This is a genomic window from Kitasatospora sp. NPDC022856 (genome assembly GCF_055561235.1).
In genome coordinates, this window is the sequence record NZ_JBVHHE010000025.1 from 37,542 (window position 1) to 63,858 (window position 26,317).

Here is a 26,317-nt window from a genome sequence, read left to right on the forward strand (position 1 = left end):
GCCGACCACCGGCCTCCCAGTGGTACGGCGTTCTGGCGCCTGGTGTACGACACCCCGGACGCGACCGCCGTGCGCGCCACCCTGGACACGGCCTTCACTCGCGGCGCCGGCTACGTCTACGCCACCGACGACGAGCTGGACATCCCGTGGGACGCCGCCCCGGGTTGGGGTTTCGCCACCGAGACCGCCTACGCGGCCACCAAGGGCAGACGGGGGGTCTGCCCGTCGCCGGGGTCAGGGTGCCCCGGCGACGACGGCGGCGGGCGTCACCCCGGTGGGGTGTCCTCGCCGCCGCCTTACGAAGGGCCGGGGCTGAACCGGAGTGCGGCTCCGTTTCGTTCTTCCTGGTGTCCTCGGGCGCTCCGCCGACTCGTGCCGGAGCGCCCGGACCGTCGGTGCGCACCCGAACGCCCCGCCGGCGTCCGGTGCTCCGGGGTCCGCCGCCGCGGCGGGTTGCTCTTCTGGACATTATATGTCGGTAGCCTATATATGTAGCTGCATGACACAACGCTCCACGCAGCCGCAGACCCTGCCGCGGCCCGCCGTCCCCGACGCGGGCCGGGCCGGTGCCACGGAGACCGCCGGGCCCGCCCGTCCCGCCGACGGCCTGTCAGGCCTGTTGGGCCTGGTGGCGCTGCGGTTCGAGGTGGCCCGCGGCCGGCGCTGGTTCTGGCCGGCGGTCCTGGTGGCCGGATACGCGGTCGAGGTCCTCTTCCGCCTGGTGCTCGTCCGGCACCTGAGCTACCCCTCGGTGCACCCTGACGAGGACTCCTACCTGGTCCTCGCCCGCGTGCTGGCGGGCCGGCCGACCACCGAGATGCCGGTCGGCGTGGTGATCCCGGGCGGCTACCCGCTGCTGGTCTCCCCGGCGTTCCGGATCGCCGACGACCCGGTCACGGCCTATCACCTGATCATGGGGATCAACGCGCTGCTGAACGCGCTGGTCTTCCCGCTGGCCTACCTGGCGCTGCGCCGGCTGGGCCTGCGCCGGCTGCTGGCGTACGTGTTCGCCGGGGCCACCGCGCTGCTGCCGCCGGTGATCTTCTACTCCGAGTTCGTCATGTCGGACACCGTGCTGCCGGTGCTGATCCTGGCCTGGCTGCTCTGCCTGCACGGCTGGCTGAGCGAGGGCCCGGTCAAGCACCGCTCCTGGTACGCGGCCGGCACCGGCGCGGCCGCCGCGTACACGATGGCCGTGCACGACCGCGGCGGCGTGGTGGTGGCGCTCACCGGAGTGGTCCTCGTCGGCGTCCTGGTGCTGCGCTGGGCCCCGTGCCGCACCACGCTGGTCGGCCTCGGCTCCCTGGGCGTCGGCGTGGTGGGGGTCAAGGCGCTGTCCTGGTGGCTCGACCGCCAGTTCACCGTCGAGCCGAGCGACGTCGGCGGCTACCTCTGGAAGGGCCTCACCGACCCCGACAAGACCGGGATGACGCTGACCCGGGTGGCCGGGCAGATCTGGTACTTCACCGTCTCCACCTGGGGCATCGGCGGCCTGGCGGTCGTGGTCTGCCTGTTCGCGCTCTTCAGCGGCCGATTCCCGCGGCCGGACCGGATCGTCGGCGGGGTGCTGGCGGCCCTGCTGGTCGGCACCGCGCTCGCCTCCGCCGCCGCCCTGCCGGACGACGGGCGGGTCGACGACTGGGTCTACGCCCGCTACCTCTCGTTCCTGGTCCCGGCGGCCTTCGTCGTCGGCGCCGCCGTGCTCTCCCGGCTCGGCCGCCGCCGGCTCGCCGCCACGGCGGCCGTCACGGTCGGCCTCACGGTGCTCCTCGGCAAGCTGGTCGTCTGGTCCGCGGGCTCGGCGCTGACCACCAAGCTGTTCATCGGCTGGGCCCTGCCGGACGTCACCTTCCTGGCCACCGACTGGATGCGGCTGAACGTCATGCGCTCGTCCGTCGCCGCCTTCGTCGTCCTGGGCGCGGTGGTCCTGTTCCTGGCCGCGGGCGGGCGCCGGGTGCTCTGGGCGATCGGACTCTCCCTCGCGCTGTTCGCCGGCTTCGCCACCGCCACCATCACCGAACAGGTCAGCTACCCGCACGCGAACTACCGCAAGCCGCTGGCGACCGGCTTCACCAAGGCCTCCGGGATCAAGCCCACGGACAACGTGGTCCTGGCCTGGGACCTCGACGGGGGTCTGCGCAACGCCCAGGCCTTCGAGGTCTACCGGGGCCGGGTCTGGTACCGCGACCCGCGCTGGCAGCCCGTCCCCGCGGAGGCGACCGTCCTGGTCACCCCGGCGGCCCCGGAGGGCAAGGCCACCGACGGGTACTGGCCGGAGCACCCCGCCGAGTGGTACGTCGCGAAGGAGAACCGGGCGCAGGGCTGGGCGCTCTGGCGCAAGTCCTGACCGCGGGCGCCCGTCGGCCGTCGGCTGGCGCCCATGCCCGTCGCCCGCCGGGCCGACCGCGCGACCGGGTCGGCCGGGCGGGCCGACGGGGTCCGCCGAGCGGACGGCGCGGTCCGGCCGAGCGGACGCCCCGTGTGGCCCCGGTCACCTGTGCCGCACCTCACAGGTGTTCCCGCAGGTGGCCCTCACACCCGCGCTGACCTGCTGGTTCGCCCGTGGGCAGGCCGTCGCCCCAGGTGCCTGCACGGGGTGGGCCCGGGCTCCGCGGCTTGCGAAGGACGCGTCCGTTCGCACAAGCTCCACCCTCGACGGGCTCTCCTCCGCTCCTGCCGCGGACGGGGCCCGCGGCTCTCCAGGGGGGCAGGAAAGGTACTGCCACAGCATGAGAACCCTGCGAAACAACGCCCGACACCGCCGGGGCGCGCCGACGGCGTGGAAGCGGCTGACCGTCGCCGGACTCGCGGCCGCGGCCGTGACCGCCGGCACCGCGACCTGGGCGGTGCAGTCCGAGGCGGCCACCAGCCCGGTCACCGTCGACTCGCTCGGCATCACGCCGACCTCGCCCGCGCCGGACTCGGCCGTGACCGCCACCGCCAAGGTGCACGCGAACAAGCGGCTCAAACTGCAGAGCCTGACCATCGCGGTGCGCTCGGCGAGCGGCGCCAACTACGACTTCCCCGGGGCCGTCGCCACCACGCTGGGCACCCGGCAGACCACCGTCACGCCGAAGAGCCGGACCTTCCCCAGCGGCTCGTACACCTATTTCGTCGCCTACCAGGCCTCGGACGGCTGGCACAACCTGACGCCGGTCCACAGCTTCACGTCGAGCGGCGGCACCGTGACGCCGACGCCGACGCCGACGCCGACGCCGACGCCGACGCCCACGCCCACCCCGACCCCCACGCCCACCCCTACCCCGACTCCGACGCCGACCCCCACCGGCGGTCCGCTGGGCATCGCGGGCAGCTGGCGCCCGGTGTTCGCGGACGAGTTCAACGGCAGCACCGTCGACAGCGCCAAGTGGACGCCCAACTGGTTCGGCTGCCAGACCTGCACCACGCAGCCGGTCAACCCCGACATCGAGCTGGCGGCCTACGCCCCGTCGCAGTCCACCGTCAGCGGCGGCTCGCTGCACCTGAACATCGCCCAGCAGCCGACCGTGGTGAACGGCAAGACCTACCCGTACCGCTCCGGCATGCTCTCCTCCAACGGCAAGGCGGAGTTCACCTACGGCGCCTTCGAGGCACGGATCTACCTGCCCGCCGACGGCTCGCAGATCGCCAACTGGCCGGCGTTCTGGACGGACGGTCACAACTGGCCGGCCGACGGCGAGATGGACGTCATGGAGGGCCTGGGCGGCCAGGCCTGCTACCACTACCACTCGCCGTCCGGCGGCCCCGGCGGCTGCGCCACGGGCAACTACAGCGGCTGGCACACCTACGGCGCCGAGTGGAAGCCGGGTTCGGTGACCTACTTCTACGACGGCAAGCAGGTCGGACAGATCACCACCGGCATCAGCTCGTCGCCGCAGTACCTGATCCTGAACAACGCCGTCTGGTCCGGCGGCGGTCCGTCGGCGACGCCGGCCGACATGCAGGTCGACTACGTGCGGGTCTGGCAGCACTGACCTGCCGTCCAGCAGCACAGTACGGCGGTGGCCCGACCTCCCGGGGTCGGGCCACCGCCGTTCCCGGAGCGTCCGCGTCGTCGGATCCCCGTTCGGCCTCCGGGGCCCGAACGGCCGCCGGTCGACCGGGCCGGACCAGGTGCGCGTCCGTGGCCGACCGAGGCGGGGAACCGGAAACCGGCTCCCCGCGGGTGCGACCGAGGCCCCGCGCTCCGGGGGAAGCGCGGGACCTCGGTGGATCAGGAGCCCGGACCGGGCGACCCGGCCGGGCCGGGGGCGGTCGCCGTCCGAGCGGTGCGGTTGTGGTGTGCAACCGCCGCACGGCGGGGTTTCCCGTCGAGCCGTGCGCAGGCTGGGCCGGCCGCTACGGGACTTCGGGCGCGGGAGCCCTCGATCGCGTCGGGGGACGCGGAACGATCGAGGCGGCGGCCAGGCAGCCGGCGGCGAGGAGCCAGGCGCCGAGGACGTCCAGGGGCCAGTGCACCCCGAGGTAGATGCGGCTGAGGCCGATCGAGCCCGCGAACAGGGCCGCGGTCACGACGGCGGCCCGGGCCGCCCGGGGGTGGGCGCGGGCGACGGCGAGGGCGAGCAGGCCCGCGCAGAGCGCGGAGGTGAAGGCGTGTCCGGACGGGAAGGCGAATCCGGAGGCGGTGAACGCCCAGTCGGTCCGCGGCGGCCGGGGGCGGCCGAAGGCGTGCATCAGGCCCTGGCGCAGCAACTGGCCCGCGGCCAGGCAGAGCACGGGGGCGAGCACGGTCCCGGCGGTCGCACGGCGGGACCGGGGGGCGGGGGAGGCGCGCAGGGTGACGAGGCCCGCGGCCAGCACCAGGAGGTAGGGCGCGACACCCGTGCCGAGCGAGGTGACGGCGAGGGCCACCGTCTCGGCGACGGGCGGGCGGTGCGCGACGCTCCAGTCGACGGCGGTCCGTTCGAACGGGAAGGGTGTCCAGTCGTGCGCGGCGAGTACGGCCGCCAGCACGGCGAACGCCGCCCAGCTCCCGGCGAGGACGGCGGGCCGTCGGCGGCCGGTCACGCGGTGAGCCATCGGTGCGCGCCGCCCGACCGGGCCCGGTCCACCACGCCCCCGCCCCGCCCGGCCAGGAGGCCGAGCCCGTATCCGGCGCAGACGCCCACCAGCGCGCCCAACGCGACATCGTGCGGGTAGTGGACGCCGACCAGCACCCGGGAGGCGCCCATCGCGGCGGCCAAGAGCAGCGCGAGCGCGCCGATGCGGCGGCTGACCTGCCACAGTACGGCGGCGCCGGCGAACACGATGACGGTGTGGTTGCTCGGCAGCGACCAGTCCCCGGTGCCGGGGCACGCCTCCAGCGTGGTGCCGGCGTCGAGGACCTGGCACGGCCGTGGCTCGTGCAGCAGGGTCTTGAGGACGGTGTCGGCGGCGAACACGGCGGTGACCACCAGCGGCGCGCCGAGAGCCCGGGCCATGGCGGCGCCGTCGTCGGCGCGGGCGCGCCACCAGGCCCAGAGCAACAGGACGGCCAGAAGTCCCAGCCCGTAGGCGGAGAACGCGGTGATCACCTCCCGGGCGGGAGCGGGAAGGTGCTGGGCCCAGTGGTCGGCGCGCAGGTACAGGCCGGCGTCGATCGGGCGGCCGTCGAGGGCGAGCGCGGTGGCGGCGGCCGTCATCGGGCTTCCCGGCGGCGGCGCGAGCGGAGGACTTCGAGCACGAGGGGCAGCAGGGAGACCGCGATGACGACGCCGACGATCGGCAGGAGGTAGTGGTCGACATCGGGCACCGACGAGCCGAGCGCGTAGCCCGCCAGGACGAGACCGAAGGTCCAGACGAGGCCACCCACGGTCTGCCAGATCGTGAAGGTGCGGAGGTCGACCCCCAGGGCTCCGGCCAACGGGTTGAGCACGGTGCGGACCACGGGGACGAACCGGGCGAGGACCACGGCCTTGCCGTGGCCGTAGCGGGTGAGGAGTTCCTCGGCCCGCAGAGCTCCCTCGTGCAGCCGTCTGTTGCGGGAGCGGGCGAGCAGCGCGTTGCCACCGCGCCGCCCGATGACGTAGCCGACCTGGGCACCCGCGAGGGCCCCGACGGCGGACGCGCTCAGGACCTGGGCCAGGTCGAGGTGCGGTCCGCTGTGCGAGCCGGTGGTGCACAGCAGGCCCGCGGTGAACAGCAGGGAGTCACCCGGCAGGAAGAAGCCGATCAGCAGACCGGTCTCCGCGAAGAGGACCACGGCGATGCCCAGGGCGCCGAACGCGCCGAGAAGGGAACTCGCGTCCAGCGGATTGACGGCCAGCAGGGCGGATGAGGAGAGCGTCACGGGGTTGCGCCTTTCCAGAGGGAGCTGTTCGAGCCAGTCGGGGCGGCCGCGGCCGGAGCGCGGTTGCGGTGTCTCCGCGCGCGGCCCGGCCGCGCCGACCCGGTGGATCAGCCGCCCAGGACCGCGTTGCCGGTGACCGTGCCGGTGGCCCCGTCGACGGTCACCAGGTGCCGGACACCGTCCGGGCCGAGGACCACGGCCTGCCGGCCCCGGCCGCCGCCCGGCTCCTGCGGCGACCGCGTCCCGCCTCCGGGCACGCTCACTGCGCCCACCCCGATCCTGTGACAAGGCCCGGGACCTGCGCCCGGACGGTACGGCCAGCATGACCGGGCGTTGCTGAAGGACAGCTGAAGACCTGAAGGCACCTTCAGCCGCCCGGTCCGCGGACCTGCCACCCTGGGGGCATGCGAGTACTGGTGGTGGAGGACGAGCGCCGACTGGCCCTGGCGCTGCAGCACGGGCTGACCGCCGAGGGGTTCACCGTCGACATCACCCACGACGGCCTCTCGGGCCTGGCCAAGGCCATGGACCAGGCCTACGACGTGATCGTGCTCGACATCATGCTGCCCGGTCTCAACGGGTACCGGGTGTGCGCGCGGCTGCGGGCCGCCGGCAGCGACGCCGGCATCCTGATGCTGACCGCCAAGGACGGCGAGTGGGACGAGGCCGAAGCCCTGGACACCGGAGCCGACGACTACCTGTCCAAGCCGTTCTCCTTCGTCGTCCTCGTCGCCCGCCTCAAGGCCCTCGCCCGCCGGATCGGCAGCCGCGCACCCCGGCGCACCGTCCTGGGCGACCTCGTGGTCGACTCCGCCGCCCGTACCTGCACCCGGGCCGGCACCGCCATCGCGCTCACACCCCGCGAGTTCGCCGTCCTGGACCACCTCGCCCGCCGGGCCGGCGAGGCCGTCTCCAAGCGCGAGATCCTCGACGCCGTCTGGGACAGCGCCCTCGACAGCGACCCCAACACCGTCGAGGTGCACGTCAGCGCGCTGCGCCGCAAGATCGATACCCCCTTCGGCAGGGCCTCGGTGCAGACGGTCCGCGGCACCGGCTACCGCCTGGCGGCCGACGGTGGCTGACCCGACCGCCGGCCCCGCACCCCGCCGGCCCGCCGCCTACCGCCGGGCACGCACCGCCCTCGGCAGGCTCCTCGGCCACCCCCGCACGGTGGCCCTCCTGGACCGCCTGGCCCCGCGCTCGGTCCGCACCCGGACCACCGCCGCCGCCTGCCTCAGCGTCGCCGTCGTCCTCGCCGTCGCCTCGGCCGCCGTCATCCTCCTGCTGCGCGTCAACCTGGAACGCACCGTGGAGACCGGCGCCCGCGAACAGGCCCAGGCCGTCGCCCGGCTCGCCACCGACGGGCACCTCGGCAACCCCTTGCCGCTCGACCACGGCACCGACTTCATCCAGGTCGTCGACGCGAACGGCACGGTGGTCGCCGCCAGCCAGAACCTGGCCGGCCACCCGCCACTCACCCCCGCCGGCCACCGGGAGGGCCACGACACCTTCAACCTCGGCGCCCTGGGCGACGAGCACCACCAGCGCGTCACCACGGTCACCGCCGCCACCCCCACCGGGCCCGCCACCGTCCATGTCGGGGCCTCCCTGCGCACCGCGGACGCCGCCGAGGACCTCACCACGGGCGCCCTCGCCGCCCTGAGCACCGTCCTGCTGCTCACCGTCGGCGCCCTCACCTGGCGGGCGACCGGCCGCGCCCTGCGGCCGGTCGAGGCGATCCGCGCCGAGGTGGCCGCCATCGGCGACCGGGACCTCGACCGGCGCGTTCCCGACCCGCGCAGCGACGACGAGATCGCCCGCCTCGCCGGCACCATGAACGCCATGCTCGAACGCCTGGAGGCGGCCGGCACCCGACAGCGCCGCTTCATCGCCGACGCCTCCCACGAGCTCCGCAGTCCCCTCGCCGTGCTGCGGACCCAGCTGGAGGTGGCGCTCACCCACCCCGACGCCGAGGTGCGCGCCGACCTGGTGGCCGGCGCGCTCCAGGACACCGAACGGCTCCAGTCGCTCGCCACCGACCTCCTGCTCCTGGCCCGTCTCGACGCCGGCGGCCACCACCACCCCGACGAGCCGGTCCGCCTCACCGAACTCGTCCGCACCACCGCGCGGGCCTACGGACCCCAGCCCCACCCGGTCGTCCTCGACGCCCCGGACGAGATCACCGTCCCGGGCAACGCCCTGTGGCTCGGGCGCCTGCTGACCAACCTCCTCGACAACGCCCGACGCCACGCCCGACACCGCGTCACCGTGCGCCTGTTCGAGGACAGCGCCACCGGGTGCGCCGTTCTGGACGTGAGCAACGACGGCCCCCGGATCGACCCCGCCGACCGGGAGCGGATCTTCGAGCGGTTCACCCGCCTCGACGACGCCCGCAGCCGCGACGACGGCGGCTCCGGCCTCGGCCTGTCCATCGCACGTGACATCGCCACCGTCCACGGCGGCACCCTCACCGTCCTCGACACACCGGACACCACCACGTTCCGCACCCGGCTGCCCGGCGCGAGCCCGGAGCCCGGGGCACGACGGCCTGCGTAGCCGCCCCGAAGGCCGGCCGGCGGCAGACCCCTCCAGCTGGCGACGCGACCGGACGATCTCCGGCCGGCGCGGGCGGTGAGCCTCGGTGCCGCGCGCGCGAGGCGCGTGGTCGCCCCAGTGGTCGGAACCGCCGGGAGTCCTGCCGACCGCCGACCTGGGTGGATGATCATGCCTCTGAACTGGGAGGAAACATCGGGCACGGGACATCCGGGGGGCGCACGGCCCCGCCGAGGTTTGCGATGCCGGGTTCGGGTGACACGTAGGGCATGGGCAGCTATGTGATCACCATTCCCGGAACAGTCCAGCGACCGGTCGAGGACTCCGCTCGCCGTACCCTGCTGGCCGTCGTGCGCGGCGCCGATCCCGAGGAGGTCGGTACGGAGGAGGTCCCCGACCTCGATGTGCTGACCCTGGACGAGCCGGAGGGGACGTTCGTGCTGCGCCTGGAGGTCGAGGCGGCCGACCGCACGGCCGCTGGTGAGGCGGCCCTGGACCTCACCAGGCGGGCCTTCGCGGCGGCCGGGTACGAGGCGGACGCGGTGGGCATGGGCACCCCGGCGGTCACCGGCATCGACGTCGGCTGAGCCGCCCCCGGGGTCCGGCTTCCGCCCCGCTGTCGTCCACGTCCGTGGACGACAGCGGGGCGGTCGGTGTTCGGTTCCGCAGCGGTCAACACGGACGTCCCGAACGCGGCGGCCCCGTCGGCCGCCGCCTTCGTCCGGCGCCTTCGCCCACCCGGGAGTCACCGATCGGAAGTCACCGATCGGGTGGTTTCGCCGGTGCGGGGTCGAACGTGGGGTGAAGGTTTCGGTCGGCCGGTTTCCGCCGCCGCAGGGCCCGGTATGGAGGCTGTCACCGCTGCCACGACCCAGGGAGAGACCAGCTGATGAGTGATTCGGAGCGCTACGTACGCGCGTGGGAGGGGTTCTGGGCGGAGAACACGGGTGAGCCGGGCGAGCCGTTCTGGGACGCGGATCCGGCGCTGACGGCGGCCCCGCACACCGCCCTGTTCGCGAGCCACGCCGACCGCACGCTGCCGATCGTCGACCTCGGGTGCGGCAACGGCACCCAGACCCGCTACCTGGCCGGACGGTTCCCCCGGGCGGTGGGCGTCGACCTGTCCGCCTCGGCCGTGGCACACGCCCGTCGGGCGGACCGCGACGCGGTGGCCGAGTTCGAGCAGCTCGACCTCACCGACCTGGCGGGGGTACGGCGCCTCGGTGACCGGCTCGGCGACGCCAACGTCTACCTGCGGGCGGTGCTCCACCAGAGCGAACCGGCGGACCGGCCACCGGTCGCGGCCGCCGTCGCCCTGCTGCTCGGCCGGCGCGGCCGGGGCTTCGTGGTCGAGCCGACCGCCGCCGCGAAGACGGTGCTCCGGCAGGTCGCCGAACGGCCGGGTGGGCCGCCGGAGAAGCTCCGCCAGGTCCGCAAGCACGACCTGCGCCCGGCCGAGGTCACGCCGGGGGAGATGCCCGGGCTGCTGCGCGGCGCCGGGTTGGAGATCCTCGACGAGGGCGGGACGGACCTCGCGATGAGCGAACACCACCCGGACGGCTCCCGGGTCGCGCTGCCGGCCCACTGGTACGTGGTCGCGGCGGCCGGGGGCGGTCCGGCGGGCGGCTGAGGTCGGGGCGACGTCCCGGGGAGAAGGCGGCCGGGACGACCCTCCGCACCTTGGAGGTTAGCGGCGCTAGACATCCGAGCGGCGACACCTCTAGCATTGCCCCATGACCTAGCGGCGCTAGAAGGCGCCGGGTCCGAACTCGGGGAGGGAACATGCAGAACGCACTGGCCGTCGTCGCGGTCGTGGTCGTCGGCCTGCTGGTGGGTGTGGAGTTCGCGGTGGCGGTCTTCGTCAACCCGATCGTCGACGGGCTGCCGCACAACGGCGGACTCGCCGCCCGCAGCGAGGGGGCCCGGCTGCTCGGGCGGGTGATGCCGTTCTGGTACATCGGGTCGGTGGTGCTCGGCGTGGCGTGGTCCGCCGTGACCTGGGGGGACGCGGGGGCGGGGCTGGTCGCCACGGCCGCCGGGCTGCTCGTCCTCAGTGTGGTGATGTCGGTCGCCCTGCTCGTGCCGATCAACTCCCGGGCGGCGCACTGGACACCGGAGAGCGCCCCGGCGGACTGGCGCGAGCAGCTCGGCCGCTGGGACCGCCTCCACTACCTGCGGGTGGCCGTCATCGTGACCGCGTTCCTCCTCCTGGTCATCGCCCTCGTCTGAGGGTCCGGCGCCCCTCCAGCAGCGTCCGGCGGGCCTGGTCCCGGCGGGCGTTCTGCGCGTCCGGGCCGGGCGGGTGACCGCTGGGCCGGGTCGCGGTCCGCGTTCGGGAGCGGGGCGAGGTCGACGGCGAGGAAATCCGCGCGGGACGGTGGCGGGTGCGGTATTCCGAATTCGGGTGACCGCCGGGCGACGAGCGGTGATTCGTCCGACCCGTGCCCGGCGCCGCATTCCGGTTTCCCGTCCTCGGACAGGCGAATCAGACGGGTCGTCAATGGGCGGTGAAGCCCCAGGCCAGGGAGGATTGTCAGTGCCTCACCGTAGTGTGGAACCAACGTTGGAGGGGGCGCCGGAAGGCGTCGCGAGCGCGTTGGGACAAGGGGTAGAAGAATGTCTGCGAACAGGATCAAGCACAAGGTCAACCACGTTTCCCTGGTGGTCGACAATTCCGGCTCGATGCGCCAGCACGCGGCGCAGCTTGTTCGCGTGGTGGACGAATTCGTGAAGGGCCTTCAGGAGGAGTCCGACCGGCTCGGTCACGAGACCCGCATCAGCCTCTACGCGTTCGACCACGAGGTGGAGAACCTGGTGTGGGACATGGACGTCAAGCACCTGCCGTCGCTGCGCGGTCTCTACAAGGTCAACGGCGGTGCGACGGCGCTGATCGAGGCGGCCGTGAAGTCCGTCGACGACCTGAAGAACATCTGGGAGGGGTACGGGGAGCACTCCTTCCTCCAGGTCGTCGTCACCGACGGTGAGGAGAACGCCTCCGGGTTCTCGCAGAACGGCCGGATGCACACCCAGATGAACGGCGGCCGGGGCAGCACGGTGCTGAGCACGTGGCTGAGCCGCATCCAGAAGGCCATGGACGACCTCCCCGACCACTGGACGTCGGCGATCCTGGTCCCGAACTCGCTGGCCAAGCGCACCGCTCAGGAGTACGGCTTCCCCGCGGGCAACATCGCGATCTGGGACGCGGACTCCAGCAAGGGCGTCGAGGAGGCGATCGGCACCGTCAAGTCGGCCGCCACGAGCTTCCTGCGGGGCCGCGAGCAGGGTGTGCGCGGCACCAGGAACCTGTTCGCGATGGGCCAGGACTTGAGCACCGCCGACGTGACGGCCAATCTCGACGCCCTGGACGCCGGCAAGTACATCCTGGTCCCGGTCGACGAGGCGATGCCGATCCGCGACTTCGTCACCGGCGCCGGGCACCCCTACAAGACGGGCTGCGCCTACTACGAGTTGTCCAAGCGGGAGAAGATCCAGGGCTCGAAGCAGCTCGCGGTGGCCGAGAAGGACCCGGCCACCGGCCGGATGACGGGCAGGGTGTTCTCCGGTCCGGCGGCCCGCCGGCTCCTGGGCCTGCCGTCGGCGGAGGCCACGGTGAAGCCGGGTGACAACCCGTCGTACACCGTGTTCGTCCAGTCGACCTCGGTGAACCGCAAGTTGGTGACGGGCACCAAGCTGCTCGTCATGCTGTGACGGGCACCCGCGGTCCGGCCGGCCCCCTCCGCCACGGTCAGCGCGACGGCGAGGGCGGCAGCGGCTCGACGGGGAGGACGCGGTCCGCTCGCCCGGCCGCACGGGCCCCGCGGCTCGGGTAGACGCACAAGGTGTCGCCGTCCCGGCCCAGTTCGGGATCGGTCCACGCCTCGGTGGCTCCGGGCACGAGGATCCGCGTGGCGGCCAGCTCGGCGTCGTGGACGACCAGCGACAGGACGGTGCAGCCGAGGTGTCCCATCGTGTGGCCCTGCTCGGGGTGGTCCTGCGGGCCCTCGGCCTGGACCACGTAGTACCGTCCGTCCACCCAGTAGCCCGAGCTGTCCAGCGTGATCCCGTCCGCCACCCGGACGCCGTCCACCCAGGCGTCCGTCCTGGAGCGGTCCGACGGGTCCTGGAGGTGCACGGCGCGGTGCCGGTCGTCGGCGGTGAACTCGACGTCGATCCCGTACGCGCTCCAGCAGTCCTTGAACCCGCTGCAGGCGCCCGGAACCGGACCCGTGCGGTGCCGGGGTGCGGCGGTCGGGTCGTCGTCGGCCCGGTCCTGGCCGCACGTCCCCGGATCGCGGCACGGCCGGTCGATGCGGCGGGTGCACCCGATCCCCAGGGCCGCCACGTCCCGCGGTGAGGCGCGGGACAGCAGCTCGGCCAGCCGCTGGAGGTAGCGCTGCGGCCCGACGAGGGCGAGCAGGTCGCCCCCTTCGTCCCGCCACCACACCAGCAGGTCGACCCCGACGGGGGAGCGGCGCAGCCAGTCCTGCCACTGCTCGGCCCAGGGCCCCCAGCGATGGCTCCACTGATGTGCCGCCACCGCCGCGGGACGCTCCTCGGGGAGCGGGACGGCCTCGGCCGTCGCCACGGGCTCGGGGCCCGTGGCGGTCCTCGTGCGCCGTCGCCACCTCACCAAGGCACCCCCGTTCTGCCTCGACCACGGTCCGGCGGCCCCCGGACCCATGGCGTACCGGCCGGCGGACCCGACGATCGTAGAGGGTGCTCCCGGGCAGGCGCGCGCGGATTCCTCCGCGCGCGCCTGCCGTCCTCAGACCATGGCGGTCGCACCGTCGCACCGTGGCCGCTCCCGCGAGCGGCAGGCGGCGACCCGGATCCGGCCCCTCGGCTCCGGTGTCGACCGGACGGGTGGTCTTCGCCAGGGGTCGGCACCGGCGTCGGGCGGAGCCGGACCGGCATCGCCTTACATGGGCATGCGCCCCAGCCGATGGGGCGCGCCGCCGTCCGTCTCGGACGGACCGGCTCCGACGACGAACCGGGAACACCATGACCGACCCGGACCCAGCAGCCGGCGGCCGCATCGGCGGCCGGCCCCTCCTGCGCCGCCTCGCCGCCGTCCTGGGAGCCGTCGCGCTGGCCGCGGCGGGCACGCCCGGCCACGCGGCCGGACGGCCCGCCCTCGCACCGGGCACGCAGTTCACCCCCTTGACCGCGGCGGTGATGACCGAGCCCGCGCCGTTCGACGCCTCGGACGGGAAGGTCCACCTCTCCTACGAACTGCTCACCACCAACGCGCTGTCCACCAGCCTCGCGGTGCGGCTGGACCGCGTGGACGTCCAGGACGCCGCCACCAAGCGCGTCGTCGGCTCGCTGAGCGGGTCGGCGCTGGGCGCGGCGGCCAATCCCGTCGGGGACCCGCTGCCGGGCGCGGTCGGCGACCGCCCGCGCGACCCGGCGGCCGACGGCGGCCGCGGTGCCGCGCCGCCGCCCGAGCCACCGGCGGAGACGGTGATCCCGGGCTCGCAGCAGTGGGTGCTCTGGATCGACCTGGCGCTCGCCCCGGGCGAGCCGGTCCCCGAGGTGGTGGAGCACCACCTGGTGGGGGCCGTCCTGTCCGCGTCGGGCTCCTCGCCCTTCGAGGAGACGGTGCAGCCCACCCGGACCGCCCGTACGGCGCCGCCGGACCTGCTGCCGCCGGTCCGCCCGGGCAGCTGGTACGCCAGCGAGTCGTGCTGTGACAACACCCACCACCGGCGCGGACTCGCCCCGATCAACGGCGCGTTCTACGTTCCGCAGCGCTTCGCGATCGACTGGTACCGGGTCGGCGGCGACGGGCAGACCTGGGAGGGCGATCCGGGGCAGCTCACCAGCTATCTGACCTATCGTCAGCCGGTCCTCGCCGCTGCCGGCGGCCGGGTGGTGGAGGTCCAGGACGGCGTCCCGGACAACCCGCCGCCGTACCCGCCCGCGGTACCGCCGATCGAGGACACCGTGGGCAACCACATCACCCTGGAGGTCGCCCCCGGCCGGTACCTGCTCTACGCACACCTCCAGCCGGGATCGCTCCGGGTCCGGGCGGGCGACTGCGTCGAACCCGGGCAGGTCCTCGGGCTGATCGGCAACAGCGGCAACTCCACCACCCCGCACCTGCACTTCCAGGTGATGACCACGGCGGAGTTCTTCCCGACCGACAGCCCGCCGTTCACCTTCCGGGAGTTCCGGGTGCTCGGCCATGTCGCGCCCCGGCTCTGGGACGACAACCTGGGGCTGCAGCCGACCGGCGTGCTGCCGATCGACCCTTCGCCCTACGACGGCCCGCACCGCTCCGCGTACCCGCTCGACCGCCAGGTGCTCGACTTCTGACCGCCGGCCCGTGGCCCGTCACCCCGTACCCGGGGTGGCGGGCCACGGCGGCGTCCGGAGCGTCGCGGCGAAGGCGTGGGGCGACGTCCGCGGGCCGGTGCCCGGTAGGCCTCGCGCGGGGTACGGACGGGACCGTCCGCCGGGCGAACGGGGCCGGCTCCGTGCGGACGTCCAGGGCAGGTCATGCCGCTGCGGCGGGCGGCCCGCTCCCGGGCACCCGGGCCACGAGCACCCGGGACCGGCCGGGGCCGGGGGCGGACCGGCGCGCCCCGGGAGGAAGGCCCAGGTGGACCCGGGCGGCGCGGGCCGACCGGGCCGCCCGGCCTGGTCGGAGCCGCCGCGACCCCCGGAGAGCGGGCGGCGAAGGCCGTTGACGGCCGTGCGCCCCGCCCTACAACGAACACGTGGGCCCTCGGCGCGGCAGGTCGGGGCCGGTGACGCCGCCCCGCCCGGGCGCCGCACGAACCCCGAGGAGCAGGCCCGTGACTCCCGAAGACAGTGGCTGCCCCGTACTCGACATGGCCGCCCGGGCCCCGCAGGCGCAGAACGCGCTGCTCCGCTCCGCCGGGCCCGCGGTGCGGGTCGAACTCCCCGGCGGCGTCATCGCCTGGTCCGTCACCCGGAGCGAGGTGATCCGCGCACTGGCCGGCGACCCCCGGGTCTCCCGGGACCCGCGCAAGCACTGGCCGGGGCCGGCCGACGTGCCCGAGGGGTGGCCACTGGCACCGCTGGCCCTGCAACAGACCTTCTTCAACCTCTACGGGGGCGAACACCGCGCGGCAAGGCGGCGGATGACCCCCTCGTTCGCCGGCGGCGACGGCCGGCCGACCGAGGAACAGTCCCGCGACACCCTCTTCCTGATGATCGGCGCCGGCTACGAGGCCGCCGTCAACCTGATCACCAGCGCCGTCCACGCCCTGCTGACCGACCGCCGGTTCCTCGCCCTGGTCCACGAGCGAACCCTCGGATGGGAGGACGTCATCGAGGAGACGCTGCGTCACGAGGGCCCGGTGATGCACCTTCCGCTGCGGTACGCGCTGGAGGACATCGACCTCGGCGAGGGCGCCGTCGTCCGACGGGGTGAGCCGATCCTGCTGGCCTTCGGCGCGGCCGGCCGCGACCCGGATGTCCACCCGGACCGGCCGGACGACTTCGACCCGACCCGCCCGGCCAAGGACCACCTGGCCTTCGGCCACGGCCCGCACTTCTGCCTCGGCGCCCCGCTGGCACGCCTGGAGGCCGAAGTGGCCCTGTCCGGGTTCTTCGGCTCCTACCCGGACGCCGTCCTGGCTCCGGAGGGCCCGCCGCCCGTGCGCCTGCGGTCCGCCGTGGTCAACGGCCCGGCCGAGCTCTGGATCGTGCCGGCCCCGGTACCCGCGTGACGGCCGGTCCGGCAGTCGCCTGCCGGAGCCGGACCGGGGCGGCGGTACCGCGGCCCCGGTCCCCGGTCGCCGTCGTCGGCCGGTCGCGGTCGTCGTTCAGCCGCGGTCGCGGGCCGGCGGCCGTCGGTCAGTCGCAGTCGACGCAGAGGGGGCGGCCGTTCTTCATGCGCGAGAGACGGCTGCGGTGGTGCACCAGGAAGCAGTTCACGCAGGTGAACTCGTCGGACAGCATCGGCTGCACGGTGACGGTGAGTTCCTCGCCCGAGAGGTCCGCGCCGGGCAGCTGGACACCGTCCGTCGATTCGAGCTGGTCGACGGCGTCGATGGCGCCGGAGGAGGTGTCGGTGCGGCGGGTCTTCAGCTCCTCGATGCTGTCGTGCGACCCGTCGTCGTCGGTCTTGCGGGGGGCGTCGTAGTCGGTTGCCACAGATGGTCCCTTGTCGTCGTGGTTGAAGTTTACGCCGTGTGCGAGGTGCCTGGTGGCGGCCGCGGTGGTCCGCTGGGCAGGGCTGGCGGCCCGGCCCTCGGGTGGTCGGAGGCCTGGTGGGGGCGGCGGTGCGTGCGGCCGGTCGGGGCGGTCGGGGGCGGGGCGGGGATGGCAGGCGTCCACTCGCGTCCGACGCGGGTGTTGATCATGCCATGAAGTCCGCCGGGATCCGCCGTCCGCACCCCCGACCGCGATCGCGTGCCACCAGGACGGTGACGAAGCTGCGGGTCGTCCCGGTACTGTACGGCGGCCGCGCCCCCGACCACGACCGCCGGGCCCGCGCCGCCCCGGCCGGCGTACCCCGGCGGCCCGGCCGGACGGCCCGGCCGGTTCACGCGGTACGGCCGGCTCGCGTCGGCGCGGACGGCGCACGGTGCGCCGGGCGCGCCGTCCCCACGACCCGTTCGCACTCCGTGCGCTCTACCGACGTCCGCGGGCCGCCGCGATGATGAGCGGACCGCACGTGATCCGGGCGACTCCGCCCACCTGCCCCCGGGCAGGCGGACCTGCGGTGGAAGGGGCCCACCGTGTTGCTTCTCATCTCCCCGGACAGCGTCGAGGAGGCCCTCGACTGCGCGAAGGCCGCGGAGCACCTCGACATCGTCGACGTCAAGAAGCCCGACGAGGGCTCGCTCGGCGCGAACTTCCCGTGGGTGATCCGGGAGATCCGCGACGCCGTCCCGGCGGACAAGCCGGTCTCCGCCACCGTCGGCGACGTCCCGTACAAGCCGGGGACGGTCGCGCAGGCGGCGCTCGGAGCGGCGGTCTCCGGAGCCACGTACATCAAGGTCGGCCTCTACGGGTGCACGACCCCGGACCAGGCCGTCGAGGTCATGCGCGGGGTGGTCCGGGCGGTGAAGGACTACCGGCCGGACGCCTTCGTCGTCGCCTCGGGCTACGCGGACGCCCACCGGATCGGTTGCGTCAACCCGCTCGCCCTGCCCGACATCGCCCTCCGCTCCGGCTCCGACGCGGCCATGCTCGACACCGCGATCAAGGACGGGAGCCGGCTGTTCGACCACGTCCCGCCGGACGCGTGCGCGGAGTTCGTCCGCCTCGCCCACGAGGCCGGGCTGCTCGCGGCCCTCGCGGGCAGCGTCCGACTCGGCGACCTCGGCGAGCTGACCCGGATCGGGACCGACATCGTCGGGGTGCGCGGGGCGGTCTGCGAGGGCGGCGACCGCACGGTGGGCAGGATCCGGCCGCACCTGGTGGCCGCCTTCCGGGCCGAGATGGACCGGCACGCCCGCGAGCACGCGGCCGCCGTCGCACAGAGCTGACTGCCGGCATGCTGCCGACAACCGTGCCCCGGCGCTCGCCGGGCCCACGCGGCGAGCACTTCGCCGTCCTCGACCCGGCGACGGGCGAGGCCTTCGACGAGGCTCCCGACCAGCGGCCCGAGGAACTCGACACCGTCGTCGGCCGGGCCCACCAGGCCTGGCGCGGCTGGCGGGCCGACCCGGCCGCCCGCACCCGCGCGCTGCTCGCGGCGGCCGACGCGGTGGAGGCGGCCGGCGCCGAGCTGGCCCCGCTGCTCACCCGTGAACAGGGCAAACCCCTCGCCGAGTCGTCCGCCGAGGTCGCCCGTACGGCGGCCCGACTGCGCTACTTCGCCGGGCTCGCCCCCGTGCCCCGGCCGATCGACGACGGCCGGCCGGTCCGCAGCGAGGTCCGCTGGCGGTCGCTCGGGCCGGTGGCGGCGATCGTGCCGTGGAACTTCCCCCTCCAGCTCGCGGCGGCGAAGTTCGCGCCCGCGCTCGCGGCGGGCAACACGGTGGTCCTCAAGCCCTCCCCGTTCACTCCCCTCGCCACCCGGCTGCTGGGGTCCGTCCTCGCCGGCGCGCTCCCCGAGGGCGTCCTGACGATCGTCACCGGGCTCGAACCGCTCGGTGCCCGGCTCGTCTCCCACCCGGGGATCCGGCACGTGAGCTTCACCGGGTCGATCCCGACCGGCCGGGCCGTCGCGGCGGGCGCGGCGCCCTCGCTGGCCCGGGTCACCCTGGAGCTGGGCGGCAACGACGCCGCGATCCTGCTGGAGGACGTGGATGTCGAGCGGATTGCGGACCGGCTGTTCTGGGCGGCGTTCCGCAACTGCGGGCAGGTGTGCATGGCGGTCAAGCGCGTCTACGCCCCGGCCCGGCTCCGCGACCAGGTGGTCGAGGCCCTCGCGCAGCGCGCCAGGGCCGCCGTCGTCGGCCCCGGGCTCGACCCGGGCACCCAGCTGGGGCCGCTCAACAACGCCCCCCAACTGGCCCGCGTCGAGCACTACACGGCCCGGGCCCTGGCGGACGGCGCCCGGGCCGCCGCCGGCGGCCACCGGCTGGACCGGCCGGGCCACTTCTTCGCCCCGACGGTCCTCGCCGATGTCCCGCCGGACAGCCCGGTGGTGACGCAGGAGCAGTTCGGACCGGTCCTGCCGGTGCTGGCCTACCGGAGCGTCGACGAGGCCGTCGCGGCGGCCAACGACACCGGCTTCGGTCTGGGCGGTTCGGTCTGGGGGACGGACCTCGACCGCGCCGAGGCGGTGGCCGACCGGCTGGAGTGCGGGACGGCCTGGATCAACCACCACGCCGAGCTCTCCCTCGCCCAGCCCTTCGCGGGCACCAAGGAGAGCGGGGTCGGCGTCGCGGGCGGGCCGTGGGGGCTCTACGGGAACCTCAGGCCGTTCGTCGTGCACCGCCCGGAGGAGGGGTGAGGTTCCGCGCGGCGGTCCTGCGCTCCCACCAGGGGCCGTTCACGGTCGAGGAGGTGGCCCTGGGGACGGGGCCGGCCGACGGCGAGGTCCTGGTGAGGATCGCGGGCTGCGGGATGTGCCGGACGGACCTCGCCGTCCGGCGTTCGGCGGGCCGCTCACCGCTGCCGGCCGTCCTCGGCCACGAGGGGGCGGGAGTCGTGGTGGAGACGGCCGGCCCGGACACCGGCCTGCACGTCGGGGACCACGTCGTGCTGAGCTTCGACTCCTGCGGCCACTGCCGGAGCTGCCGGGGCGCGGCCCCCGCCTACTGCGACTCCTTCGCCGCGCTCAACCTCTTCGGCGGGCGCACGGAGCACGCCGCGCGGTTCACCGACGCGGCCGGGGGAGGACTGGCCCCCCGGTGGTTCGGCCAGTCCTCGTTCGCCGAGTACGCGGTGGTCCTGGCCCGCAACGCCGTCCGGGTCGACCCCGCACTGCCGGTTGAACTGCTCGGACCGCTCGGCTGCGGCTTCCTCACCGGCGCCGGAGCGGTCCTGAACACCTTCGCGGCCGGTCCGGGCGACACCGTCGCGGTCTTCGGCGCCGGAGCGGTGGGCCTGGCCGCGGTGATGGCGGCCACCGCCGCCGGCGCCGTCACCGTGGCCGTCGACCGGTACACCGAACGGCTCGCCCTCGCCGAACGGTTCGGCGCCGTCCCGCTGCCCGCCACCTCGGCCGACCTGCCCGGCCGCATCCGGCGCCTGACCGACGGCGGCGCCCGGTACGCGCTGGATACCACCGGCTCCGTCCGGCTGATCAACGACGCGCTCCTGGCGCTGCGCCCGACCGGACACCTCGGACTGGTGGCCCGGCTCAGCGGCGCGCTGGCGATCGAACCGGGGGCACTGGACCGGGGCCGGCGGATCTCCCACCTCTGCGAAGGGGACGCGGTGCCGGGGCTGCTGGTGCCGAGGCTGACCGCACTGTGGCAGGCCGGGCGGTTCCCCTTCGACCAGCTGATCCGGACGTATCCGCTCGCCGCGGTCAACGAGGCCGAGCGCGACTGTGACGAGGGGCGCGTGGTCAAGCCCGTGCTGATCCCGGCCGGGTGAGCCGCCGAGCGGGTGCCTCCGCACCGGCTCGCCGCTCCGCACCCGGCTCGCCGCTCCGCACCGGCTCGCCGCTCCGCACCGGCTCGCCGCCCCGCGCGGGCTCGCCATCCCGCGCGGGATGCGCGCCGCCGCGGGGGAGAGGTGCCGCCGCGCGGAGTACCTACCGCTTCGCGCCCCCGCGCGGGATACGTTCGTTGGCGTATCTTCCGCCGCGATCCCCCGGGACCGTTGACCGCCGTGCCTCCCGACGATTGGCTCGTCGGGAGCCCGCTTCCGGGAGGGAGCCCGGCCGGGCGATCACCAGGGGAAGGGACAGACCCATGGCACGCACCACCCGCACCACCAGCAACCGGTGGCTGGCCGGCGGCGGCAGCGTCCTCGCGGCGGCTGCCGTACTCGCCGTGACCGCCGTGCCCGCCCAGGCCCGTCCGGCGGCGCGCGGCACCGTCCAGGTCAGCGTCGGGGTGAACGGCGCCGGGCCGGACGACCAGTCCTGGAACCGGCAGATCAGCGCCGACGGCCGCTACGCGCTCTTCACCTCGTGGGCGACCAACCTGGTCTCCCAGCCCGCGAAGAGCGGACGCGACGCCTACGTCCGCGACCTGGCGACAGGCCGCACCGAGCGGGTCAACCTGTCCGACGACGACAACGCGCTGGACGGCTTCACCGACTACGCCGCGATCAACGCCGACGGCCGCTACGTCGCCTTCGAGAGCGACGCGGTGAACGTGGTCCCCGGCCTGCCGGTCCCGGGACGCACCGAGGTGTACGTCCGGGACCGCCGCACCGGCCGCACCGAACTGGTCAGCGGCGGACCGGTCAGCACCGACACCGACCGGTTCCACGCCTCGTACGCGCCCTCCGTCAGCGCGAACGGCCGCTACGTGGCGTTCGTCTCCAGCCGGACCGACCTCGTCCCGGCCCCCCAGGGCGACGGCGCCTCGCTGGCCAGGCCCTACACCTGGGACTACAACATCTACGTCACCGACCGCTGGACGGGGAAGACCCGCCTGGTGACCCGCGGCGTGGACGGCAAGCCGGGCGACAGCATGTCCCTCAACCCGACGATCAGCGCGGACGGCCGCACCGTCGGCTTCACCTCGCTGGCAGGCAACCTGCTGCCCGCCGACCAGACCCCCGCCGACCAGAGCTCCGCCGACCGAACCCCCGCGCCCGCGGCCGGCGCCGCCGGTCCCGCCGCCGACGTGGAGCTCGCCCCGGGCAGCGGCGCGGACCTCCCCCGCGGCGCCCGGCCCGGCCTGGCCCGGCCGACGACCGGCGTCTACTACACGTACGACGTGGCGTCCGGCCGGATCTCCGCCGCCAGCCTCGCCCCCGACGGCACGCTCGGCTACGCGAGCTTCGACGCGACGATCAGCCCCGACGGGCGGCGTGCGATCTACGCCCTGCCCGAGCCCGGCGGGTCGACCAACGGCCACCGGTACCACACCGTGCTGTACGTCCGGGACCTCGGGGAGGGCACCGTCACGAAGATCAGCGGGGGCCTGCCCGGCACCGCCTCGGTCGGCTCCTCCGACCACGGCCGGATCACCGCCGACAACCGCTGGGTGTACTACTCCTCCGCCGCCGACAACCTGGTGGCGGGCCCGCAGCACGCGGCCTGGGACGTCTACCGCCACGACCTGCGCACCGGCCGCACCGAGCGGGTCTCCACCGCACCGGACGGCTCGCTCGGCAACGGATCGTCGGTCGACCCGGCCGTGGACGCCCGCGGCGACACGGTGGTGTTCGGCTCGACCAGCGGCAATCTGCTGACCGGCCCCGGCGGCCCGGAACACACCGACTACCAGGTCTACGCCCGCACCACCGGGCACCACGGCGACGGCGACGACCAGGGCCAGGGGCAGGGGCAGGGGCAGGGGCAGGGGCAGGGGCAGGGCCGGGAGGACTGACCGGCGCCACCGCTCGGACCTCGGAGCGCGGACGGCGGTGGGCCGTGCGGTGGGGGCGGGCCGATCCGCCCCCACCGGAAGGATGGGTTGCCGAGAGGTGGCGCCCTGTCAACTGCGTTGTACCCGACCGAATGTCACGGTTCCGTCGCCGTCCTGTCCTCATGATTGTGACGCTGTGCATGCCACCATTCGCGGTCGGCCGGTCGTCCTGTGGTGTGTCCGAACACAGTTCAGTACGCGCCACCATCGGGGAGCCACCATGTTCGTCCGCCGCCGCCGTCCGCTGCTCGCCTCCGTCGTGCTCGTCGCCGGGGCGGGTCTCGCGTTGACCGCCTGCGGGCCCGACAACACCGACGCGGTCGGCGGCTCGACGGCGCCCGCGACCACCGCGGTGGCCGTGACGCCCTCCGCGACGGGCGCGCCGGCCACCGGTGCCCCCTCGGCGCCGGCCGGTGCCACCGGTGCGCCCAGGACGAGCGCGCCGGCCACCGGAGCGGCGTCGCACACGCCGTCCGGGGTGAGCCCGTCGAGCGGCACCCGGCCCGACGGCGGGAGTGCCGGCGCCGCCGCCCGCCCGTGCGCCATCGACAGCCTGGCGATCCACGCGACGGCCCGGGCCGGGGCCCCGACCCAGTGGGTGATCGAGGTACGCAACAGCGGTACGGCCGCCTGCAGCCTGAGCTCCACCCCGGGGGTCGACCTGGGCAACTCCACCGCCGCCGACCGGAGCAAGAACATCAAGCCGGTGCTCGCGAGCGGCACAGCGCGGTTCGCCGTCCCGGCGGGCCAGAGCGCCTACGCGGTGATCGACCTCGACCCGAGCGGTGCCACCACGGGTACCGTCCCCGGCATCAACGAGCTCAATGTGCTGGTCGACGACGACGACACCAACATGCCGCTCGCCAACACCCGGAACTTCCCGCTCGGCAGCGGCGCACGGGTCCTGAACCCGCAGATGGGCATCTACCGGTCCAGCGTGGCGGAGGCGGTCACCTCGATGGCCGCCGCCCCCAACTAGCCGACCCGCCCGGCTCGGCCCGGCTCGGGGGAGGGCTGGCGGGCACGGCCGGGGTCCTGGCGACCCCGGCCGTGCCCGCCCGCGCGTTCTGCTCCCGTGCCCGTCCGGACACCGGTACCGCGCTCGGCGGCGCCGGTGGCTCAGCGGCGCCGGTCCTTGCCCGTCGCGGGCGGGTCCTCGGGCAGCTCCGCCTCGATCCGCTCCTTGCGGACCGTGCCGGTCACGGTCTCCTGCTCGACGAGCTCCTCGGTGGTCAGCCGCACCCGTTCCACCGGCACGGCCTCGGTCCGGACCACCGGCCGTTCCTCGTGCAGCACGACCTCGTGCTCGGCCTCGCCGATGGGATCACCGGCGAGTGCGGCGTCCCGGTCGGCCTCGGTGATCGGCTCGCGTTCGACGCGGACCTCCTCGTGGCGCACCGGTACGGTCCGCTGCTGCTCCTCCTCCACGACGTACTTGCGCAGGCGGGCGCGGCCGGCCTCGTGGCGTTCGGTCCCGACGGTCATCCGTTCCTCGGAGCGGGTCATCGCGTCGTCCTGGTCGGCCGCGGTACCCGCCCGGGCGCCCGTACCCGCGGTGGCGGCGGCAGCGCCTGCCGCGCCGGTGGCCGAGGTCCGGTCCCCGGAGTGGGCCCACCCGCCGTCGCCGGGCTGGTTGGCCTCGTGCCAGGCGTTGTCCCAGGCGATGCCGTAGTGGTCGTACAGACGGTGCTCCTCCTGGGCGGAGAGGTGGTTGCCGCCGTCGACGTCGACGTTGGGCGCGTCCTTGACGGTGGCCTTCGGGTAGGGCACTTCGAGGTGGTCGTCGACGATCCGGGCATCGCGGATCGGGACGAACGACTCGCTCGTCCCGAACCATCCGGTCTTGACGCTCACCCACTCCGGCTTGCCCGTCCTGTCGTCGAGGAACAGGTGGTCGGCCTTGCCGATGCGGTGGCCGTCGGCATCGTGGACCGGGTGGTCGAGGACGGTACGGATCTGCTGTTCGGTGATCATCAGTTACGCCTCCTCCATGGGTCTGAGGAGCGCCTTGCCATCGGGGTCGGGCCGAAACGGCCTCCCGCATGACGTTCGCTCAGCGTCACCGGTGTCGTGAACCCGCTTGCGCCACCGCCTGGATGGGGTTGCGGCCGTGGGTGGCGACGGAGCGTTGCCGGTGTCGGTGAGCGGGCCCCGGGAACGGGGCGTACCCGTGCTGGCGGTGACACGGTGGGTGGCGGGTGGTCGGCGGCGGGAGAGCCTGCGGTTCACCCGTTCGGCCCACCGTCGGGGTCGGTGCCGGTCACCCTCCGGAGCCGGTGGGGAGGACCTGGTCGGGTGGATTCGGGACCGGCCGCCCGAAGGTCTCCGGCCTGCGGCTTCGGCCCGTGACATCGGCCCGTGACTCCGGCCCGTGACTGCGGCCGACCCGTGGGGCACCATCACCGGTGCGTCCGGAGCCACCGCTGCGGACAGCCCGCCCCCGCCGCCGGGTGGCCCGGCCTCCGCGTTCTCCGGACTTCGTCCTCGAACCTCCCGTACAGTGCGGTCCAGAGGGTGGGCCCATCGGTCGGCACGAGCCGATCCCGGACATCTTCGCCCCTTCGACGGGGGCGGAACTCCGGACCTTGCTACGAGACCGGCCCCGGTTCCGGCCGGGACGCCGACGGGGGAGACGACGTGGGGGAACTGGACGGCAAGGCCGCCCTGGTGACGGGCGGCTCGCGCGGGATCGGGCGCGCCGTCGCCCGACGGCTCGCCGCCGAGGGGGCGTTGGTCGCGGTCCACTACGGTGCGAACCGAGCGGCCGCCGCCGAGACGGTGGCGCTCATCGCCGAGGCCGGCGGTGTGGCGTTCGCGGTGCGGGCCGGGTTCGGCGAAAGCGGCGCGGTGGACCGGCTGTTCGAGGAACTGACCGCGGGGCTGGCCGAGCACGGCGCCGACGGTCTGGACATCCTGGTCAACAACGCGGGTGTCCACTCGGCCAGTTCGATCGGGCAGCTCACCGAGGACGAGCTGGAACGGCTGCTCGCGGTCAACGTGCGCACGCCGATCTTCGTGATCCAGCGGGCGCTACCCCTGCTGCGGGACGGCGGCCGGATCGTCAACGTGGGCTCGGCGGCCACCCGGATCGCGAGCCCCCTCCAGATCGGCTACACCGTGACCAAGGCGGCGCTGGCCGCTCTCGGCCCGTCGCTCGCCAACGAGTTCGGCCGGCGCGGGATCACCGTGAACACGGTCGAACCCGGGGTGGTACTGACCGACATGACCGCCGGGTGGACGGGCGCTCCCGAGGCGGTGGCCGGACTGGAGTCGATCACCGCACTCGGACGGATCGGCGAACCGGAGGACATCGCCGATGTGGTGGGCTTCCTGGCGGGGCCGCGGGGCCGCTGGGTGACCGGCCAGACCCTCGACGTCTCCGGCGGCACCTACCTCGGCCCGATCCCTGCGGGGTGATCCGCAACCCCCGACGACCACCGACGGGTTGACACCGTACCGGCCGGGCGGAACGTCCACTGGGCACTCGACCCACTTCACCTACTGAGCGGGGCCCGGCCGGTTCGTCCGCTGCTTGTCGGGTGCGCGCGTGCGGAACGCTCGACCGGGAGAT

At 74.6% G+C, this 26,317-nt stretch carries 23 protein-coding genes; 16 read left to right on the plus strand and 7 right to left on the minus strand.

Annotated elements, in window-relative coordinates; genetic code table 11:
* Window positions 1-499 precede the first annotated feature (499 nt).
* Window positions 500-2,347 (plus strand): phospholipid carrier-dependent glycosyltransferase, encoded by a 1,848-nt coding sequence (locus ACZ34W_RS27495; protein ID WP_465607886.1) that lies wholly within the window; start codon window positions 500-502, stop codon window positions 2,345-2,347.
* Window positions 2,348-2,729: 382 nt separating this feature from the next.
* Window positions 2,730-3,974, plus strand: a complete 1,245-nt coding sequence (locus ACZ34W_RS27500; RefSeq protein ID WP_465607888.1) for a glycoside hydrolase family 16 protein — start codon at window positions 2,730-2,732, stop codon at window positions 3,972-3,974.
* Between the two features lie 364 nt (window positions 3,975-4,338).
* On the opposite strand, the gene ACZ34W_RS27505 is transcribed toward ACZ34W_RS27500, so the two are convergent.
* The 4 genes from ACZ34W_RS27505 to ACZ34W_RS27520 form a co-directional block, all read right to left on the minus strand.
* Complete coding sequence (locus ACZ34W_RS27505) at window positions 4,339-5,007, minus strand: phosphatase PAP2 family protein (RefSeq protein WP_465607890.1); 669 nt, start codon at window positions 5,005-5,007, stop codon at window positions 4,339-4,341.
* Window positions 5,004-5,621: a phosphatase PAP2 family protein gene (locus ACZ34W_RS27510; RefSeq protein ID WP_329491641.1), complete on the minus strand. Its 618-nt coding sequence runs from the start codon at window positions 5,619-5,621 to the stop codon at window positions 5,004-5,006. Before ACZ34W_RS27510 ends, ACZ34W_RS27505 begins: the two co-directional genes overlap by 4 nt.
* Entirely contained in the window at window positions 5,618-6,268 is a 651-nt protein-coding gene (locus ACZ34W_RS27515; RefSeq protein ID WP_465607892.1) for a DedA family protein, read from the minus strand. The genes ACZ34W_RS27510 and ACZ34W_RS27515 overlap by 4 nt, the downstream gene beginning before the upstream one ends.
* 107 nt (window positions 6,269-6,375) lie before the next feature.
* Window positions 6,376-6,531: a hypothetical protein gene (locus ACZ34W_RS27520; protein ID WP_465607894.1), complete on the minus strand. Its 156-nt coding sequence runs from the start codon at window positions 6,529-6,531 to the stop codon at window positions 6,376-6,378.
* Window positions 6,532-6,672: 141 nt separating this feature from the next.
* On the opposite strand from ACZ34W_RS27520, the gene ACZ34W_RS27525 reads away from it, so the two are divergent.
* The 6 genes from ACZ34W_RS27525 (at window position 6,673) to ACZ34W_RS27550 (ending at window position 12,529) form a co-directional block, all read left to right on the plus strand.
* On the plus strand, window positions 6,673-7,350 hold the full coding sequence (locus tag ACZ34W_RS27525; protein WP_329491643.1) for a response regulator transcription factor: 678 nt from the start codon (window positions 6,673-6,675) through the stop codon (window positions 7,348-7,350).
* Complete coding sequence (locus tag ACZ34W_RS27530) at window positions 7,343-8,824, plus strand: HAMP domain-containing sensor histidine kinase (protein WP_465607896.1); 1,482 nt, start codon at window positions 7,343-7,345, stop codon at window positions 8,822-8,824. Before ACZ34W_RS27525 ends, ACZ34W_RS27530 begins: the two co-directional genes overlap by 8 nt.
* Window positions 8,825-9,090: 266 nt before the next feature.
* The gene (locus ACZ34W_RS27535; protein ID WP_329491645.1) at window positions 9,091-9,408 is read left to right on the plus strand and encodes a hypothetical protein; all 318 of its coding nucleotides are present in this window, start codon (window positions 9,091-9,093) and stop codon (window positions 9,406-9,408) included.
* A 302-nt stretch (window positions 9,409-9,710) separates the two neighbouring features.
* Window positions 9,711-10,451, plus strand: coding sequence for a class I SAM-dependent methyltransferase (locus tag ACZ34W_RS27540; RefSeq protein ID WP_465607898.1), 741 nt, complete (start codon window positions 9,711-9,713; stop codon window positions 10,449-10,451).
* A 152-nt stretch (window positions 10,452-10,603) separates the two neighbouring features.
* Window positions 10,604-11,050, plus strand: a complete 447-nt coding sequence (locus ACZ34W_RS27545) for a DUF1772 domain-containing protein (RefSeq protein WP_329491647.1) — start codon at window positions 10,604-10,606, stop codon at window positions 11,048-11,050.
* 387 nt (window positions 11,051-11,437) lie between these two features.
* Window positions 11,438-12,529 carry a vWA domain-containing protein gene (locus tag ACZ34W_RS27550; RefSeq protein WP_329491648.1) on the plus strand — a complete coding sequence of 364 codons (1,092 nt, stop codon included), beginning with the start codon at window positions 11,438-11,440 and terminating at the stop codon, window positions 12,527-12,529.
* A 37-nt stretch (window positions 12,530-12,566) separates the two neighbouring features.
* On the opposite strand, the gene ACZ34W_RS27555 is transcribed toward ACZ34W_RS27550, so the two are convergent.
* Window positions 12,567-13,358 (minus strand): hypothetical protein, encoded by a 792-nt coding sequence (locus ACZ34W_RS27555; RefSeq protein WP_465607901.1) that lies wholly within the window; start codon window positions 13,356-13,358, stop codon window positions 12,567-12,569.
* Window positions 13,359-13,822: 464 nt separating this feature from the next.
* Here ACZ34W_RS27555 and ACZ34W_RS27560 point away from each other — a divergent pair, with 464 nt between their 5' ends.
* Entirely contained in the window at window positions 13,823-15,139 is a 1,317-nt protein-coding gene (locus tag ACZ34W_RS27560; RefSeq protein WP_465607903.1) for a M23 family metallopeptidase, read from the plus strand.
* 482 nt (window positions 15,140-15,621) lie between these two features.
* Window positions 15,622-16,521, plus strand: coding sequence for a cytochrome P450 (locus ACZ34W_RS27565; RefSeq protein WP_465607905.1), 900 nt, complete (start codon window positions 15,622-15,624; stop codon window positions 16,519-16,521).
* Between the two features lie 127 nt (window positions 16,522-16,648).
* Here ACZ34W_RS27565 and ACZ34W_RS27570 read toward each other — a convergent pair whose 3' ends face one another.
* Window positions 16,649-16,948, minus strand: a complete 300-nt coding sequence (locus ACZ34W_RS27570; RefSeq protein ID WP_329491654.1) for a DUF4193 domain-containing protein — start codon at window positions 16,946-16,948, stop codon at window positions 16,649-16,651.
* A 587-nt stretch (window positions 16,949-17,535) separates the two neighbouring features.
* Here ACZ34W_RS27570 and ACZ34W_RS27575 point away from each other — a divergent pair.
* The 5 genes from ACZ34W_RS27575 to ACZ34W_RS27595 all read left to right on the plus strand — a co-directional run bounded on the left by ACZ34W_RS27575 (window position 17,536) and on the right by ACZ34W_RS27595 (window position 23,725).
* The gene (locus tag ACZ34W_RS27575; RefSeq protein WP_359809551.1) at window positions 17,536-18,288 is read left to right on the plus strand and encodes a (5-formylfuran-3-yl)methyl phosphate synthase; all 753 of its coding nucleotides are present in this window, start codon (window positions 17,536-17,538) and stop codon (window positions 18,286-18,288) included.
* 8 nt (window positions 18,289-18,296) lie between these two features.
* Window positions 18,297-19,703, plus strand: coding sequence for an aldehyde dehydrogenase family protein (locus ACZ34W_RS27580; RefSeq protein WP_465607908.1), 1,407 nt, complete (start codon window positions 18,297-18,299; stop codon window positions 19,701-19,703).
* Window positions 19,700-20,794, plus strand: a complete 1,095-nt coding sequence (locus ACZ34W_RS27585) for an NAD(P)-dependent alcohol dehydrogenase (RefSeq protein WP_329491657.1) — start codon at window positions 19,700-19,702, stop codon at window positions 20,792-20,794. The genes ACZ34W_RS27580 and ACZ34W_RS27585 overlap by 4 nt, the downstream gene beginning before the upstream one ends.
* Before the next feature lie 320 nt (window positions 20,795-21,114).
* Window positions 21,115-22,707, plus strand: a complete 1,593-nt coding sequence (locus ACZ34W_RS27590) for a hypothetical protein (RefSeq protein ID WP_465607910.1) — start codon at window positions 21,115-21,117, stop codon at window positions 22,705-22,707.
* A gap of 259 nt (window positions 22,708-22,966) precedes the next feature.
* Window positions 22,967-23,725: a DUF4232 domain-containing protein gene (locus ACZ34W_RS27595; RefSeq protein WP_465607912.1), complete on the plus strand. Its 759-nt coding sequence runs from the start codon at window positions 22,967-22,969 to the stop codon at window positions 23,723-23,725.
* Window positions 23,726-23,865: 140 nt separating this feature from the next.
* Here the strand turns inward: ACZ34W_RS27595 and ACZ34W_RS27600 are convergent, their stop codons facing one another.
* Window positions 23,866-24,720, minus strand: a complete 855-nt coding sequence (locus ACZ34W_RS27600; RefSeq protein ID WP_465607914.1) for a PRC and DUF2382 domain-containing protein — start codon at window positions 24,718-24,720, stop codon at window positions 23,866-23,868.
* Window positions 24,721-25,383: 663 nt separating this feature from the next.
* Here ACZ34W_RS27600 and ACZ34W_RS27605 point away from each other — a divergent pair.
* On the plus strand, window positions 25,384-26,163 hold the full coding sequence (locus tag ACZ34W_RS27605; protein ID WP_465607916.1) for an SDR family NAD(P)-dependent oxidoreductase: 780 nt from the start codon (window positions 25,384-25,386) through the stop codon (window positions 26,161-26,163).
* The last annotated feature ends 154 nt before the right edge of the window (window positions 26,164-26,317 follow it).